At 41.3% G+C, this 18015-nt stretch carries 8 protein-coding genes; all 8 read right to left on the reverse strand.

The window, feature by feature from the left end; all coding sequences use genetic code 11:
• Nucleotides 1-17: 17 nt before the first annotated feature.
• Complete coding sequence (locus tag H9L23_RS15365) at nucleotides 18-3281, reverse strand: SusC/RagA family TonB-linked outer membrane protein (protein WP_187591244.1); 3264 nt, start codon at nucleotides 3279-3281, stop codon at nucleotides 18-20.
• Nucleotides 3282-3307: 26 nt separating this feature from the next.
• A complete protein-coding gene (locus H9L23_RS15370; protein ID WP_187591245.1) occupies nucleotides 3308-4732 on the reverse strand; it encodes a fasciclin domain-containing protein in 1425 nt (474 codons plus the stop codon).
• 92 nt (nucleotides 4733-4824) lie between these two features.
• Nucleotides 4825-6660 carry a fasciclin domain-containing protein gene (locus H9L23_RS15375; RefSeq protein ID WP_187591246.1) on the reverse strand — a complete coding sequence of 612 codons (1836 nt, stop codon included), beginning with the start codon at nucleotides 6658-6660 and terminating at the stop codon, nucleotides 4825-4827.
• Between the two features lie 8 nt (nucleotides 6661-6668).
• The gene (locus H9L23_RS15380; protein ID WP_187591247.1) at nucleotides 6669-8141 is read right to left on the reverse strand and encodes a RagB/SusD family nutrient uptake outer membrane protein; all 1473 of its coding nucleotides are present in this window, start codon (nucleotides 8139-8141) and stop codon (nucleotides 6669-6671) included.
• Nucleotides 8142-8152: 11 nt separating this feature from the next.
• Nucleotides 8153-11431, reverse strand: coding sequence for a SusC/RagA family TonB-linked outer membrane protein (locus H9L23_RS15385; RefSeq protein ID WP_187591248.1), 3279 nt, complete (start codon nucleotides 11429-11431; stop codon nucleotides 8153-8155).
• Nucleotides 11432-11437: 6 nt separating this feature from the next.
• A complete protein-coding gene (locus H9L23_RS15390) occupies nucleotides 11438-13660 on the reverse strand; it encodes a fasciclin domain-containing protein (RefSeq protein ID WP_187591249.1) in 2223 nt (740 codons plus the stop codon).
• 358 nt (nucleotides 13661-14018) lie between these two features.
• Nucleotides 14019-16787: a glycosyl hydrolase gene (locus H9L23_RS15395; RefSeq protein WP_187591250.1), complete on the reverse strand. Its 2769-nt coding sequence runs from the start codon at nucleotides 16785-16787 to the stop codon at nucleotides 14019-14021.
• 5 nt (nucleotides 16788-16792) lie between these two features.
• Nucleotides 16793-17101 (reverse strand): L-rhamnose mutarotase, encoded by a 309-nt coding sequence (gene rhaM / locus H9L23_RS15400; RefSeq protein WP_187591251.1) that lies wholly within the window; start codon nucleotides 17099-17101, stop codon nucleotides 16793-16795.
• Nucleotides 17102-18015 lie beyond the last annotated feature (914 nt).

Genomic DNA, 18015 nt, shown 5'->3' on the forward strand with positions numbered 1-18015 from the left:
TTTTTATACATTATCAATTATAAACCAATTCTAACGCCCAGTTGGAACGACCTGAACTGAGGCTCTAAGGTGGTATCTACACCTTGTGTGAAGATACTGCCCGAGGCACTAAACTCAGGATCGTAACCTAAGTAATTGGTTAAGGTAAATACATTATTGGCTGTTGCATAAAGCCTGGCATATTTAATTGCCTTTGCTTTTAGCGGTACATTATAGGTTAAATTCAGGGTGCGCAAACGTAGGTAAGCGCCGTCTTCGATCCACCGGTCAGAAAATTGTGCGTTGCCCATTGGGTCGCCAAAACTTGCTTTTGGCACATTGGTTACCTGGCCTTCTCCACGCCAGCGGTTCCGAACAATATCAGTCTGGTTATAGTAACTGTTTCCCGATTCCAATACCGAACGGGTATAGTTGTAAATGTCGTTGCCCGCCACAAAAGAGAAGAACACATCTAAACTCCAGTTTTTATAACTGAACGTATTGTTAATACTCCCATATATATCGGGGTTAGGATCGCCGATTACCACACGGTCTGCATCATTAATGATCTTATCGCCATTGGTATCGATAAACCTGGTATCTCCACCTGTAAATGGAACCAATGCACCTGAACTATTCCTGATTGACAGCCCTGCAGCAGTAGCTTCGGCAGTGGTGGCATACACACCATTGGTACGTTGCCCGTAAAATAAATTCGCCGTTTGGCCCACCCTTGTTAAATAGGTGCCATTGGCATAACTGGTTAAAATATCTATGTTGCCTGGCAAACTGTTTATTTTATTCTTGTACGTACCCAGGGTAATGCCTAAATCCCATTTTAAGGTTTTATTTAAAATGCGGCTGTTTAAACCAAAATCCAATCCTGAGGTACGCATACCACCCTGGTTATCGATATAAGAATTGATACCGCCCACTGATGCAACAGGCACATAAGCCAACATTTTACTGGTGGTATGGATGTAATAATCGAGGCTCAGGCTTAAACGCTCATTAAAAAATGAAGCATCTATACCGGTATTGAATTTGGCTACCTGCTCCCACTGGATGCCCGGGTTGGCGATGTTGCCACGAACAAGCCCCTGTAAGCCCAACAGGTTTTGAGAAACATAATATTGCCTGTTGTTGTAGTTACCAATATCATCGTTACCAACCAAACCATAGCTTAACCTGAATTTCAATAAATCGATGTATTTATAATCGCGCATAAAATTCTCCGAAGAGATTAACCACGCAGCACTTAACGCAGGCAAAATAGCCGATTTATTACCGAGGATATCTAAACCATAACCGCCAATGTAGCGTACTGAAGAAGAAATATCTTTTCGGCCAAACCTCGACGACTGATCTACAGCAGCGTTAAGGCTTAAATAATACTTGTCCTTATAGTTATAATTGGCTGTGAAATAACTATTCAAATTGCTCCATTTACCAATATCACCTCCAAAATAGCGCAGGGCGGCATTACTGTTGCCAATACTGATCAATACATCAGTTGCGGAGTTGTAACCAATGGCATAATCCTGCTCGCTCTGGCTCGAAGTATACCGTGTACCCAATGCCGCATGTAAAGTATGATCATTACCAAACCTACGGTCGAAGCTTAAATGCAAATCGTCGAAAACACTGAAGTAACGAATCACCTGCGTTCCCAGTTTACTATCGCCAATGGTTGTTGGCAAAATTTCGTTGGTTACTCCTTTACGCGGAATAAATAAAGTTTCCTGTGTTTTATCGTAGGTTACACCAGTTAGATTAGAAAGCTTGAAGGTTTTATTAAAGGCATAATCAAAATTAATATTACCAAAAAAGCGATAGGCTTTTTTCTGGTTCAGGCCTTTTTCTATTAACGCCCGCGGGTTACTTACGCCCAAAGTATCCGCTTCGGCCAGGTTTGGCGAAACCGCTCCGGTTGCACTAATTTCGTTTACGGCCAAAAACGGAGCCTTAACCAGCGACAGGAAGATGGGGTTTGAACGGGCCGATAAACCCTGGTCTTTTAATCGCTGCTCGGTATAGGTAAATGATAAATTGGTATTCCCGGTAAGTTTCTTGGTTAAATTCAGGTCGCTGTTAAAACGCATTGAATATTTATTGTTGCTAGTCGAATCTATAATGCCCTTATCAGCCGAGTAGCCTGCCGAAAGTGCATATTTGGCAATGTTATCGCCGCCACTTACTTTCAGAAAATAACTCTGATCGATGCTATTTTTAAATACCTCATCCTGCCAATCGGTATTTTGATGATACATGTGGTATGTTGGATTGGTTACCGGATTTGGATCATCGTTCATATAGGGTTTAGCGGCAATAACACTTGCGCTTAAACCCTGGCTTTTCAACACATCAGATAAATAACTACGATAATCGTCTACCCCCATTACATTAATTTTTTTAGGCTTTAAATTGATCCCTGTATAGGCAGAAAAATCGATCAATGTAGCCAGATCTTTAGCATGGCTGGTGGTAATGATCATTACGCCATTAGCAGCCTTGGTACCATAAACCGCAGCGGCCGATGCATCTTTAATCAGAGTGATGTTTTCGATATCCCGAACATCGATAAACTGTAAAGGATTGTTTTTGTGACCGGTAGTAAGCGATGTACCATAAGAATTGGCATCGTAAACCATTCCATCAACAACATATAATGGCTGGTTCGAGGCATACAGGGAAGTAAAACCGCGTACAAACACATCGGCACCAATACCTGGTGTTCCCGATCTTCTTATCGAGTTAACCCCAGCCATGCGGCCTTGCAGGTAACTGTCTGGCGTTTCCGAATTAACGTTCCAGCCGCCCTGAGGGTTCAGATAACTTAAGGCTGATTGAGAACGGGCCAGGTTTTGTGTACCAGTAGGCAATACTACCTCGGTAAATAAAGAGTTGTAGGTAGCTGGATAAATTTTAATGGTAACTAACTTGCCTTTATGTACCGGTAATAATTTGGTGTGGTAATTGGTAAAACTGACTAAGATAGTCGCGTTAAAATCGGGAACAACAATGCTGAACTTCCCATTATTATCGGTTAAAGCACCCGAAAAATCGGTTACGGTAAGTTTGGCTCCGGTGATGGGCTTATTGGTATATCCATCTACCACAACGCCTGCTATTTTCTGGCCTACCAATTTTTTCTGTCTCACCTTTACCGTTGTGGTATCGGTACTGTATTGGCTCGAATCTGTTTTGCTGGTATCGGTTTGCTGAGCAAGAGCCATAGCGGAGCACATCAGCCCAAACAGCGCGAGTAAAATTCCTTTTCTTATGATGGTAAAATTATGCATAGTCTTTTTTTGAGTCAGATTACTTATTAAGGAAGAATAGGTTCAAATCGCAGGTAATCTAAAATGAGCGTATTTTGGTTAACCGAAGTGGTATTGGCAGCCGTTAAGCGTAGTTGCAATGTCCCATATTGTTGAGGAGTGTAATCGCCAAGGTAAACCTCTGCGTAATTTAAAGGCGTTACAGTCTGTGTGGCAAATAAATCGAAAACCAAAGTTGTTGGGTTGTAAATAAAATACCTTTGGGTAAAATTAGCTACCTGGGCATCACCTGGTCCGCCTGATATGGCCCTTGCATATACTTTGTATTTAACTGAGGCAACGGTTGATAGGTACTGAACATAATATTCGGCAACGCCATGGTTGTACACTTCAATATCTTTATAGGAGATGCCCTTATCATCCAGCTTTAGCCGGTAAAGTGTATTGCCTGTTCTATCCGACCTAAAACTAAAAGGAAATTCGCCCTCGATTTTAAAGGTAGGCACTTTATCTTTGGTTCTGAAAGGCAATGCATTCATGACGTATACTATTCCGTTACTGGCGCGGTACGATTTTACAATAGCCGATTTTTTGATGGGAATTTTAACACCCCTTGTCGAAATCAGGGTATCAGGTAATTTATCCAAAGTGTATAAACCTTTTGCTACCAGATCGCGCACCAAAATAAATGCGCCTCCATTTGGGTAAAATGGCTCTAAACGGTTGCGCTCAGTATTGAATGTAGCATCCTGCAACATAAAAAAGGTGTATTGCTGGCTTTCTGTCCTCAAATCGGCAACACTGTTCCAATAGGCATTTCTTGATACCATTGGTGGGTTGGGTGCAAATATCGGATTGCCCAAAGCATTGTAACCAATAATGGTTGCATTGGCGGTATCGATAACCTGTATAGATAAATTGGCAATGTACTTGGTTTGGATGGCTGCATCGGTACTGCTAAGCATAAAATCCCAAACATTTAACTTGGTTGGCACCGCTTTATCAATCACATATAAAGCACCGTTCTTTACAAAAGCAGGTTTACCTACAATAGCCGCTTCTTCGAAAGTAGGCCCCACCATGGTGGCGTATTTTGTATTTTGAAGTAGTACCTTAACTGTATCGGTAAGCCCTTTAGGTGCAGCGGTAGCGGTTAAACCGATGTGGTTGGCCACAAAATCTTTCAGTTTAACAGGATCGCTCACAATGGCGGCATCAAGCGTTGCCAATGCATCATTTGTTGGCGCCCACACCGTATAGGTTTGGGATGAAGTGAGCAGTTTATCATAACCGGTACTCCTCACGTATTCGGCAAACTTACTTAAGTTAGACTGGCTGGCAATTTTTTGCAACAGATCAGTGGAATTGTCCACATTCACAATCTCGCTATGCTCCTCCAATGCATTTTTACAACTCCCCAGCCAAAACACAGCGCTCAGTAATAATATGATATGTAGTATATTTCTTTTCATTTTTATTCTTTTATTCCCTTTTACAGGTCTATTATTTTTCTGTAATATGAGGTTGTACCACCATGTATGTGGCACAACCTCCTATTTAATGGTTAGGGTTTTTGAAAAATCAGGCCGTCTTTACCTGGTGAAAACCTTGGATAGTTCTGGTCATCATTTTCTGGTATAAAATGAATCATATCGAGCCAGGTATTGCTGCTCGCTTCTGCACCGCCAACCATGGTTAACCTGATCCAGTGCCTGTCGGTAGTAGTAATATTTACTGTTCCAGCTAATCTGCCTGTTGCTGTAGGCCAGTTATTTTTAACAGCAGGCTGAATTAAACCCGCATTGCCATTTTTATCTTTATCATTTGTGGTAGCCAGATAACGTTTAAAGCCCTGGGCCAGCATTAAGGGGTCGGAACTCGCTAAGGCCGCACCAGCATCTGTCATTCCAGATGACCCGAGTGTTTGTCTAAAATCTATCAGATTTGGCAATACCTGAGCATCAGGCGTTCCAACATCCATAGCAATCTGACAAAGTGGTCCGCTACCAAATTGGCTATAACATATCCAAACTTTGTATTTACCTTTTACCAACATTGGCGTTTTCAGTTCAACCCAAATTGCACGGTTTGCATTTGTTAAACCTAATGATAGGTTTAACTTATCATCATAAGCGATCCTTCTTGTAGCACCAAAAACAGATACAAAATAGTCGTAATTCTGAGGAAGTGTTGCTTTTGCCGGATTGTTCACCCTCATTCCCGAAAGAATAGGCGCACCATTTGCAATTAAGGGGATTGTACCCCCTGTTGCACCGTTTCGGCCTCTCCAGATCGGATTTGCTTTTAACTCGGGTTGGTCGCAAACATCGAAGAATACGCCAGTTGGGTAACGTACTTTAATGGCATATAGGTTTTTAGTTTCGTGCAGTACGCCATTGGCTGTAGTAATGTTGCTAAAAGTTCTGTTTACTTCTACCCCAGGTTCTAACACACCGTTAAACTCATCGTCGTTAAGTAAAATCCGTTGATTAACATATTTAGTAGTTACTACTTCTTTTGGCGCTAAAGTATTAATCGTTGATGAGGCAATAATATCAGGTGTGTATGTTGCACCGGCCGAAAGGTGGTAGGCAATGTATAACCACAAACTATCGCTATGGTTTTTGGGATCGCCCGTTTTAGAAAATTTAGCTTTAAACGCTTCATAACTGGAGTAACCAGCTTTTACCAAAGCAGAATCTGATTCGATAATGGCAGTTTGAAGGCGACGGGTGGTATCTTTTACTGCCGATGAGGCCACATTTAACGAATCATAGAAACCGGTTTCTTTTAAGGCCTGCGTAAAATATTTATATCGGCCGCTTGCCTCGATGGTTTGGGCCGTTGTTAATGTTGCGGGAATGAGAACGTGATCTATCACATGGATAATCCCATTTCCCAGCCTTACATTGGATTGGCTAATTTTCGCCTGTTTATTTACAATATAGCTACTTACACCGCCGTCGTTTATTGCACCTGTTTGCAGGTACTGGCCATATAATGTAATCTGAGGCAATTTTCCATCAGTAAAGCGATTGGTTGCAACCGTATCGGGCAGCAAATGGAATTTAACCATATCCTTCGATTGCTCAACAGTTAAATCGGAAACATTTGCTTTGCCAATGCCTTTAAGCCAGGCGGTTACTGCATCATTTGTAGGCGTAAATAAGGTATATCGGCCATAAGCGCCCAAATAGCCCGCTGTTCCCGAGCGCTCTACAATCTGCCTCATCATCGAGAACTTCTCCGGGTATTTATCTAAATAACCGGTAATGTTTACATCATCTGTAGTGGCTAAAGTGTACGATTCTCTTTTACATGCATTTATAAATATAAAAGCAATAACGCATATCACCATCAATATGGCGAAGCTGCGTACATTTGGATTATTTTTCATCATGCTAAAATTTATTTGGTGTAAAATGGATTTTGGACAAGTTTTGAATCAGCAAAAAGCTCGTTTTCATTAATTGGTAAATAATGGCTGTTTACATCCCTAAATTTGGCTATAGCCGATTGTTGTACAGCTGGTGATACCGTTCGGGCGACCATTTCGAGCAGTACGTTTAAACGGCGATAATTTTCATGTTTTGCTATGCGCAATAAATCATACCAGCGTTTGCCTTCAAAAGCAAACTCCCTCGATCGTTCTGCCAATATATAATCGCATATCGCATCCTTATCATTTTCATCAGGGCTTTGCTCGGTCATTTTAACCGCGTTTCTTTTCAACCTCAAATCTTTAATGAGGTTAATGGCATCTGCCCCTGCCCCCGTATAAGCCAAAGCCTCTGCTTTTAGCATCCAGATATCGGATAAGCGGTAAGCCTGCCAGTTTACATACGAAGGGTTTTCGGTACCATATTTAACAATACTGTTATCGCCACTGTAAAATGCCGAAGCCCGGATGTCATAAATGCGGTCGGGATCCACATCATCCGGAGTGAATATATCGGAGGTTAAAATACCCGAAGCAATAAAGCGTTTTTTAGATTGTACGAGTAAATTATAGAATACGTTGTTTACCGAATTCTTGTTCGAGAATTCGAAAATGGTTTCTGTCGAACTGCCATTGTAAAATACGTTAGTATACCAACCAGAACCTGCGCCCTGAACGGCAAATTTCTGCGAATCCATAATTTTGTTGCATTCGGTAATGCAGCCGGTAAAATTATCCATCCATAAATACACATCGGCCAACAAGGCATTAACCGTAAATTTTGTAATTCGTCCCTTATCTGATACAGTATTGCCATACGTGTTTACCGCACCGGCCTCAGCCTTTTTTAAGTCGGCTACGATCTGATTCAGAATATCAGCACCAGGTGTTTTAGTAAGCTCCTGCAAATCGGTATCTTTTGATGAAGACGTTAATTTTAAGGGTACATCCCTAAAATTCCTGACCAGATAAAAATACATCATGCTCCTGAGGGCGAGTGCCTCACTGATATAGGCATTTAATTGTGCATCGGTTAAGGTAGGATCGGTTTCCTTTACCGCAGGTGCAAAATCCAGTACGGTATTGCAAAAGTTAATGGTTCGGTAAAAAGCAGCCCAGCTGGTTAAGGTATTGCTTTGAACAATATTGTTGTCAAAAATATCCTTCTCCTCAATGGTTCCATTTGGTCCGGCATCAATCATGTCAGCCCGTATTTCGCCATATATAAATATATATTCGGTTAAAGCTTTATCTGTAATATTCGGTGGAGAGGCCAATAAAGAAGCGTAACAGCCTGCAACCGCGGCCTGAATATCTTCTTTGGTTTTCCAAAAGCCCTGACGGGTAATGCCATCCCGGGGCTGTAAATCCAACCATTTTTTACATGAGCTGCTCATGATCAGCATCACGATTATGCCAATACTATATAAAATCTTTTTCATGATGTTGCTGATTAAAAATTTGCGGTTAAACCAAGGGTAATTGTTTTGATCGGAGGCGTGGTAGAGTTATCAACTACGGTAGAAAACGCGGTTAGTTTTACTGGTACTTCCGGATCCTGACCCGTATATTTGGTAAAGGTTAAAATATTCTCCACCATCAAATTGGCACTTAAACTTTTCATCCCCAGTCTTTTCATAAAGTTTTTACTGAAATCATATTTCAAGGTTACACTGCGCAAACGCAGGTAGGAGCCATCTTCTACATAGCGGTCTGATCCTAAGAAGTTATAGCCAGTGGCATAAACTGCCCTGGGCATATCGGTTACATCGCCTTCGGCCCTCCACCTTCTTAATACCGCGGTACTTTGATTACTAAAACCGTTCATATTGGTAGTGGTAATCTTTGTGCCGTTGATGATCTGATAACCGGTACGGTAACTAAAATTGGCACCAAAGCGGATGTTGCCATTGATGGTAATCCCTGTGCCAAAACCTCCAGTTAAGTTTGGATTACTGTTGCCCAAATACACAATATCCTTATAGTCGATATTTCCGTCGTGGTTAATGTCTTCATACATGGCATCACCAGGCTGGAATACGTAATCGATTGATGGATAAGCAAAACGCATATACACCCTTTGGCCGTTGGGACCAACAATCTGGTTGCCACTTTCATCCAGGGCAATTGTTGAGTTCAGATCTTTGTAAACGCCTTTGAACTTAAATCCATAAAAAGAGCCAAAGGGGTTATTTTCCTGGATGTAAACCTTGAATACATTGTTAGCCGTAATTTTCCCTTTATTTTCGCGGGGATAAAGCGGATCGATTTCGCGGATGATATTTTCATTGTGCGAAATATTAAAGCTAAAGTCCCATCTAAAATTTTTCTTTCTGATCAGGGTGGCGTTGAGGTTAAATTCCCAACCCTGGTTATCCATGGTACCCACGTTCAGATCTACACCCGAATAACCGTTGTAGGTTGGGATGGCAATACCTGGATAAAATAAATCCGTTGTGCGCTTCCGGTAGATGTCGAAATCCATATTAATCGCATTTTTGAACATATTAAGTGTAAGTCCAAGGTTAGATTGTGCTACTTTTTCCCACCTTAAATCTGATAATTCCAGATTGCTGGAGTATACGCCAGACATGCCCAGGTAACTGAAACCATAATTCTGATAGGTGTTTAAATAAGTATAATCGCCACGGGGTGCATTGCCCACAATACCATAACTGGCCCTGAAACTAAAATCGTCGATGTATTTTTCAGTCCTTTTCATAAATGGCTCACCCGAAATCCTCCACCGGAGAGATGCCGAAGGGAATACACCATAACGGTTATTCGGACCAAACTTAGAGTTACCATCGCCCCTGATACCGGCATTAAAAATATAGCGGTCTAAAAATTTGTATTGTGCATTTAGCAACAAACCCACCGAACGGCTTTGTGCATACGATGAAGACGCAGAGCCAACAGCATTTGTACGCCCATCAATTGAAGGATCTGCGAGGAAAGATGATGCCGTATTGGTGGCAAACATACTTTGTCCGGTTCTACGGCTATCGTTACTATCAAACCTGGCAAAGGCAATTAAATCGTGCTTTTTTCCTAATTCTGGCGTATATGCAAGTGTTATATTGGTGGCCATAGTAAAAGCATCACCATCCGAATCGCTGGCATAATTTACAACCTGCTCTGAAAATGGTCTGCCCGTTGCAATTTGGGGTAAAAATGTTTTAATTTTTGTGTTGTTAATATCAGCCTGAAAATTTGCATTCAGTCTCAAACGATCCGGGATGATTTGGTATTGCAAACCGAATTTTGGTATTATCCTTTCTCCCAGCTGGTGGTTACTTGCTGCCATGGCCATAGCCAGAGGATTGTAAGTGCCAGATATTTTGTTTTTACCAAAGTCGTATCCAAAACTACCCTGAGCAGTAGTGGCAGGACTAAAGTAATTTGAGGTTAAGTTTCCATATTCATCATATTCGTAAACAGCTTGATTTGGCATTTTACTATAGGCCACATCTCTCACCCCAGGAGAATATAGGTTTTGATTATCAATGTGGGTATACACAATATCGGCACTGAACTTAATTTTAGTGGATACCTGATAATCTAAATTCACCCTGGCACTTAAACGGCCCAAACTCGTACCTTTAGTAGTACCTTCCTGGTTAAAATAATTTACCGAGGCACGATATCTGGCTTTTTCGCCACCACCAGAAATGGACAGGTTATGGTCCTGAAGGTATCCAATTTGGGTTATTGATTTTAACCAATCGGTATTGTTGCTGTAATTATAAAAATTGTACGGATCGTTCGGATCGTACTGGAATTGTTTAGCAAAATCTGATGTAGAAAACTGGCGGCCCGCATTATAAAATTCTTCAAGAACCAACGATGAATATTGGTTACCATTAAGCATTGGGATAGGGCTGGGCTGTTTTGAATAAGAACCTTTAAAATTGTAAGAAATACTAGGCGGCCCCATGGTTCCCCTTTTGGTATTGATCACCAAAACGCCATTTGCTGCTCTCGAACCCCAGATAGCAGTGGCCGCAGCATCTTTTAGTACACTAATATCCTTAATATCTGATGGGGCGATGTTTAATAACTGCCCGTAATTGGTTTCATCAGAAGTTGCAAAGTTAAAGTCAGTTGGGATGGAAATATCGTAAGGCATACCATCTACTACGATCAATGGATCTACAGCACCATTAATGGAAGATGTACCGCGGATACGGATCTGCATTGGGGCACCGGGATCGCCACTGCTCGCCGCAATATCCAAACCGGCTAAACGGCCCTGCAAAGCCTGATCAATAGAGGCGGCCTGCATATCTTCCAGTTCTTTGGCATTGATGGTGCCTATAGCGGAAGTTTGATCGCGCTTATCGATACTCATCCCGCTGCCATTATCAGCCTTGGCTTTCGAAACGATCTGCACTTCGTCCATCTGGTTATCGGAAGCCTCTAATTGAAAGTTAATTGTGGCTTTATCAATCGCAATAGGCGCAGTTGATTTATAGCCAATGTAAGAAACCGAAATCCGGTAGGTTTTATCAGCCACAGGCAGCGTGTAGTTACCATCAATATCAGATGATACACCTTTTATTACCCTGCGGTCTTTATCAACAATTACCACCGAAGCACCAATAATGGGCTGTTTATCTTTTTTATCAATAATCTTACCCCGCACGTAGTTAATTTGCTGCGCACCGGCAATAGCAGACGCAAATAAAAAGCACAGCAAGGCAAATAAACGTAAAGTATATTTTTTAGTCATATCGGTTTAGAATTGATATTTTAAGTAATTATTGATCTGATGGATTACCGTACGGTTTGATAATACATTACTCCTGTCTGCCGGGTTTAAAAGCACGTTAGCCGTTCTGCCGATTACATCCCTAAGCATTAAAGAAGTGGTCGTATTAATGGCAACGGTAATCTTGGCGGCATCGCCACCATCGTTTTTCATTAGGGTTTCAAACTGTCCGATCTTTTGCCCATCGCTTGCAATGGTATTTTTATTGATAATATGGTAGAGCAGGAATTTACTCACTTTGGTTACGTCCAAACCATCGGTTGGTGCGGTAGTTGGGATCCCTGTAGTTACGTTACCTGGTAAAATACCGTCTTTTACAGCCTGCATAATGGCTGAATTGGTAGGGATAAAAACCGTATAATTTACGCCCTCTACAGTGCCCTGTATTACACCAGTAGCTTTAGTGTAAATAATGTTGTTGTTTAACAGCTGGAAGAAGTAATAATATGGATCGGTGGTGAGGGTACCATATTTTTCGATATGTTTACCAATGTTAAGCACGGTATAGGTAAGTGCCTCTTTTCCGTAAACTGCTACACCATTAACCGGTGTGGTACTGATAGAATCGACAGGGATACTTTGCTTGGCAACAGCAACACTATCCTGTGTACCCGCTGAAATCAGTTTGCCAGCAGCATATTTAACATATTCGCCGTTTGAGGCTTCTAAAATTCCAGATCCCGTGCTAAAGTTAGGGATTTCCCTATCGCCCAAAGCAATAATATGGGTTTGCAAAATGCGTTTCAGCGCGACTAAATCACCTCTGATCGGTGCTGATGCATAGAACGGATCATAATTGAATCCCATTCTCCTGAGCGTTACGTCAGGGATCATTACAACTACATAACGCAATGTTGGTGTTTTTAAAGCAGGAATCAACCCGAAATAAATCAAGGCCTGTTTCATCACACTGTAATCGGGATCCAGGTTTACGTTGCCATAAACCGTTGCAAATACATTCGCATTCTGGGCCTTATTTATACCATATAAAAAGCCATTGCTCAGGGCTTGTTTATCTACCACATCGGCCGCAACACGGGTTGTAAAATCATTTAGTGCATTGGGCGTAGTAGCAAACTTGCTTGGCCAAACGGTAGTGGTAAACAAATGTGAATTAACAAAATCCTTAATTACATCAGGTGCCACCACATAGAGGTCGTTCAGATTGTTTACGCCCTTTTTCTTCCAATATTTAAGCAATACATTTTGTGCATAAGCATTTACGGCAGCATTGGTAGGTGCAAAAATGCTATACGAACCCTGTTGTGCATCATTTGCGTCTACTTTTAAATAATTTTCATTGTTTGGCGAGAAAGCCAGCAAGGTGCTATAGGTTTTGGCATAAACATTGGCTGCCTTGCCACTCAGTACCTCGTAACGGTGAGAGATGTCGATATTTAAAGAATAAGTGACAAACTTATCCAGTAAGCCTTTAAAAATACTGTAATCGGGCTTTTCGTTAATGTACTGATCGATACTTTGAGGTGGGGTTAATACCCTGTCGATTACATGGATTACGCCATTTTCGGCTACAATATTTTGTTGTCCATCAATTAATCGTGCTGCACCTATATTGTTGCCATTGTAAGCACTGTTTGGATAGAAGAAATTATAATCGGCAGCCGACAGACCATTAAATGTCATGTAAGGCGATAAAAAATAGGTAATATTCTTATTGTTGAAATCAGTTGCGAGATAAGAACCGTTACGGTTTGCTGCAATTACCTTAATTGCATTTCCATTATTATCCTTTCCATCATAAACAAAATCGTAATAAACGCTTCTTCGTCTAAAGGCGCTATTTTTGATAAATCCCTTAACAGAGAAAAAATCGCTTAAACGCTCCACCTTCTCTCCATCGTAGATCATGGCATAACGAACAATTTTGGAAGCCAGATCTGCTGAAACTTCAGTTAGGTTATTATCTTTTAGATAAGAAGCAAAAGCCTCATCTGTAGGCGCAAAAACAGTCCAGGAACCTGCCGCACTAAGCGTTTCTTTATAACCCGCTTTATCGATACAATCTAAAAACTTACTAAAATTACCCTTAGCCTGAAGTTGTTGATAAATAGGGTCTCCGAGGTTTTCGGGACGACCGTAAAAGTCATCGAATTCTTTTTTCCTGCAGCTACTCAGAAAAAAAATAAATGTTAACCCGACGATTAAAAATTTTGGTAAAATTTTACTCATAGCAATTTTATTGGATGCGGAACGGCCATCAAAAGATTATGCAAAGAAGGTTTCTACGAGCGTATCGGGTAAGGGAAAAAAAGTAAGAAGAAGGGATGTAGATTTCTACTGCATAGATTCTGTTTAACGAACGTTAATTAAATATTTGGTTAAAGTTTATTTGGTTAGTAATAGTTGAATAAATATATACAGATTGCAAGCTACCCCCATCCTGTACTATCCTGCCGATTTATTATAAAATATTACCATAAAGCACATTTCTTCATCAAAACTTCATATAAATCGATTTAGCTGAATAACTAAATCCAAAAAAAAATTGCTTTTCAGCAATTTTTTAACATAAAAACTTATTAACAAGTTAAAAATATGGGGTAATGGTAACCGGACCAATCAAACCTGAAGGCATAACAGACCAGCCTGAAGCGTCAAATTCTTTATAATTGATATTCACAAAATTAATTTCGTGATAAATTCTCCACTGAATTTTCTTCTGATCCATATCCCTGATGCGGTTGGCCATCAGATTTACCACCTCTACTTTAATGGTATTGTTTCCTTTTTTTAAATATTTACCAATGCGGGCTTCAAAGGGGATGCTCCATAGTAATCCTACCTCCTGTCCATTGATCCAAACCCTGGCACTTTCATCTACCTGATTTAAATTTAACACATACTCTCTGGCATTTTTAGCAGTTAAATTAAAATTGGAAGTATATACACCGGTGCCCGAAAATGCTGCAAGCCTAGGATCTTTTAAATCCGTCCAGGAGCTTAGTTTATCGAGCTTTTGATCTGCAGGAAGTGCTGGTCCTCCGGCAGTAAAATGCAAGGCCCATGGATTATTCAGGTTGATTTTACTACCTGCTTTATTGAGGTAATTCCAGGCAATATTTTGTGGCTGATTTTGAGCTACGTTTAAGAAAAGGGCCTCCCCTGATTTAATTTGTACCCTTACTTTACCATTTTGCATGGCCCCGGCACCAATCATCCCACTTTGTGGATCGAGCAAAGTGATTTTTCCAGCAGCATTAAGGGCTAAATAAGTATCGATATTTTTGGCGGTATGGTTAACGAGGTAATAATAGGTTTCGTCATTATTTTTCCTTCTGATAAATTGCAGACCTGTATCGGTTAAACTTTCGCGGTTGATTGAATTTTGCACCAATGCCTGCTGAACATCGCCAGCCAGGAGAATTTTACCCTTGCCAATTTTATAGCCGGAAGTTCCGTTTTCACCAGTAAAAACAAATTTTGATAAAGTCGTTTTCAGTTTTGCCCTCCTTTTTTCGAGGTCGTTTAAGCCGGGTACATCTTGCGGTAATTCCTGAAAAATAACGGTTGCACCATCGCTTGCCAATTGTACGATATGATCTAAAGTTTCGGGGCTCATTAGCTTACTGGCTGGAATAATAAGCACTTGATATGGCGATGCATTTTCGGCGGTTTTAATTCCGTTAGGGGCAACTTTTGATCTGCTCAATAAACGATCGGAGGCAAAATCGAATGAATAACCTGCTTTTGATAAATCTTTAGCCAGTTTATAAAAGGGCGTGGGGTGTAACCATTCATCAACATCGTGCACTTTAAGCGCCATATCCAAACCTTTAGCTTTGTTCCAAACGTCGTAAATCGGCCAATAAATCAATAACTCATTATCGGCTTTTCCGGCTTGTAAAATAGACTGGCAACGGGCAATGTAATTATTCAGTCCCTGCGCATGCGGCCACAAACTATTGTTTGGGTTCATTTCTACCGAGGCATAAAATAACCAACCTGGCCAGGGCACATTTACTGGTGAATTTGTAGTGCCATGATAAAAAATGTGATTGATACCCGCTAAAAACAATTGCTCGGCTTCGGGTTTACACTGCGAATACGAAGTTTTAAAATGTTCGGTGAGCCAGGTAAAGGTTTCGGATGAAACAAGGCTTTTACCCCCTGTATGTGCAGCCGAAGATGCAAATTTACTCATCATCGGATCGGGATCGACATTCCTCACATCAGCCGGATCCCGGCGTAAACCCGGGATATCAAAAGCACTGGAACCAAAAGTTTCGGTTTCTGGTATGTCTACAGCTCCATAAAGATCGAGCAGGTTACCAGGTGAGCCATGTGATTGATTTTTAGTCAGCGATTGAAGTCCATGTGCCCAGTTCGTCCAGTTTTTGGTAAAATTATCTAATAACAATTCATCCATGGTTTGGCGGTAATCGGATTTTAAACGCGCAATCTGCCCGCTGGTTGAATCTTTACTCACCAGATCTTTTATGTGTTTAGCCAGGTCGTAACCCCTGTTTTTTTTAAATTCAGCAAAAAAAGTCGGTGTCCAGGTGGCGCCATATACTTCATAACTGTCGTTAAAAAACGATCTTACTCCTTGTGGTTTATTTCCGAAAGCATCTGTAAATCTTTTCAGGTAAACATCAACCGATTTTTGATCAAGATGGTCTAAAGTAAAACCCTCGCCACCCGGGGCAGCTCGTTTAACCATTTGTCGTGTTTTTCCTGCAAAAGCAGCATAAATAGTCCAGGTACCCGATTTTGGCGACCAATTTAAAACGCCATTCTGTTGAACAAGAGGCAATAAATCTTCGGTTTCCCCATTTGGGCCATAAGCGGTAAGGGCCTGCAGCTTTGCAAAATCTTGTTTGGTTTCTTTTACCTTGATGCTTTCGGTTAATTTTTCGCCTGCATTTAATTTATAATCCTGAACAATCAGTTTGGTTGCGGCATTTTCTGGTTTTACCTGCGGACCGCCAAATGGCCAGCCTGTGCCGGTGTTCATATCAACCGCCATCCCCAAGGCATTGGCCTTTTTTACTGTATAATGCAAGGCATTCATCCATTCGGGAGAAAGAAACTGCAGGTATTGTTTTTCGAAGCCTACCGCGCCATAAATCGGGGTAATTTCTACACCCCCAAGGCCTGCGGCAGCATATTTCTCCAAAACGAGATTTAAATTCTGCTCATCAACCGCATTTCCCATCCACCACCACCTGGTCCATGGTTTCATCTGCGCTTCAATTTTTGGCCAGGCAACGGCTTTTTTAGCCGGGAGTTGAGCTGATGCCTGATTAAAGACTGAAATACAGATTAAAAACAGGAAAAAAAATCGTTTGGTGTTCATGCTGATTAATCTAGGTGAAATACCATTTCTAAAGGAAAACTTTTAGGTGAATTATCGGGATTGGTTTCCATAATATCAGCCATATAAGCCCACCATTTCTGCACAATTTTGGTGCTACCCAAATCCTGTGATGAATTCCCGTTTTGCTGTTGAACGGCAAACAGGGTATTGGTTTCTTCGTCTAAAAAAATTGAATAATCGCTGATCCCATTTTCTTTGAGTAAAGCTGATAATTCAGGCCAAATTTGATCGTGACGGGATTTATATTCGGCTTCAAATCCTGGTTTAAGTTTCATTTTAAATGCTATTTTCATTTTTGTTAATGGTTTGTTCCGTTTATGTTTTTGTTCCCACTGATTACGCAAAATACGCAGATTTTGTTTTCGGCGTAAAATAGAAAGGTCGTCATTCCCGCGCAGGCGGGAATCTTAAAGCTTATTGCATTACAATTATTCATAAGCTTCCCTTGTTTCAAAGGTATTCATGAGCACTCCGTGGTTCCCAATCGACCCGATAGCTATCGGGTTGGGAATGACGACCGCCCCGCCCTAACTATCCGAAGAAGAATCTCTTGCCTATTAGTACTAAGATTGCCATCTTATCTTTCCTTTTGTGGGTTGGAAGAACCCTAGTTTCATCGCAAACAGTTTCTTCGCTGCCCTACCATAGACAGAATCCATTAGTGCGCTCGTTGTTGCGAGGAGGAACGACGAAGCAATCTTTCCTGCCAGCGATCCTTGCTAGAAAGATTGCTTCGTCGGCTGAAAAAGCCTTTCTCGCAATGACGATCACCCACACTAAGATTCTCATCTTCCCTTTTGTGGGTTGGCAGAACCCTAGTTTCATCGCTAACAGATTCTTCGCTGCCCTACCATAGACAGAATCCATTAGTGCGGACGTCATTGCGAGGAGGAACGACGAAGCAATCTTTCCTGCTAGCGATCCTTGCTAGAAAGATTGCTTCGTCGGCTGAAAAGCCTTTCTCGCAATGACGACCACCCATACTAAGATTGTCATCTTGCCTTTTGTGGGTTGGAAGAACCCTAGTTTCATCGCTAACAGATTCTTCGCTGCCCTACCATAGACAGAATCCATTAGTGCGGTCGTCATTGCGAGGAGGAACGACGAAGCAATCTTTCCTGCCAGCGATCCTTGCTAGAAAGATTGCTTCGTCGGCTGAAAAAGCCTTTCTCGCAATGACGACCACCCATACTAAGATTGTCATCTT

Source organism: Pedobacter roseus (assembly GCF_014395225.1).
Classification (GTDB): Bacteria; Bacteroidota; Bacteroidia; order Sphingobacteriales; family Sphingobacteriaceae; genus Pedobacter; species Pedobacter roseus.

What these genes read in the sequence shown, in the direction of transcription:
- H9L23_RS15375 (WP_187591246.1), bottom strand. Translation starts at nt 6,660, where the DNA reads ATGATGAAAAATAATCCAAATGTACGCAGCTTCGCCATATTGATGGTG.
- rhaM (WP_187591251.1), bottom strand. Translation starts at nt 17,101, where the DNA reads ATGAAAATAGCATTTAAAATGAAACTTAAACCAGGATTTGAAGCCGAA.
- H9L23_RS15380 (WP_187591247.1), bottom strand. Translation starts at nt 8,141, where the DNA reads ATGAAAAAGATTTTATATAGTATTGGCATAATCGTGATGCTGATCATG.
- H9L23_RS15385 (WP_187591248.1), bottom strand. Translation starts at nt 11,431, where the DNA reads ATGACTAAAAAATATACTTTACGTTTATTTGCCTTGCTGTGCTTTTTA.
- H9L23_RS15395 (WP_187591250.1), bottom strand. Translation starts at nt 16,787, where the DNA reads ATGAACACCAAACGATTTTTTTTCCTGTTTTTAATCTGTATTTCAGTC.
- H9L23_RS15370 (WP_187591245.1), bottom strand. Translation starts at nt 4,732, where the DNA reads ATGAAAAGAAATATACTACATATCATATTATTACTGAGCGCTGTGTTT.
- H9L23_RS15365 (WP_187591244.1), bottom strand. Translation starts at nt 3,281, where the DNA reads ATGCATAATTTTACCATCATAAGAAAAGGAATTTTACTCGCGCTGTTT.
- H9L23_RS15390 (WP_187591249.1), bottom strand. Translation starts at nt 13,660, where the DNA reads ATGAGTAAAATTTTACCAAAATTTTTAATCGTCGGGTTAACATTTATT.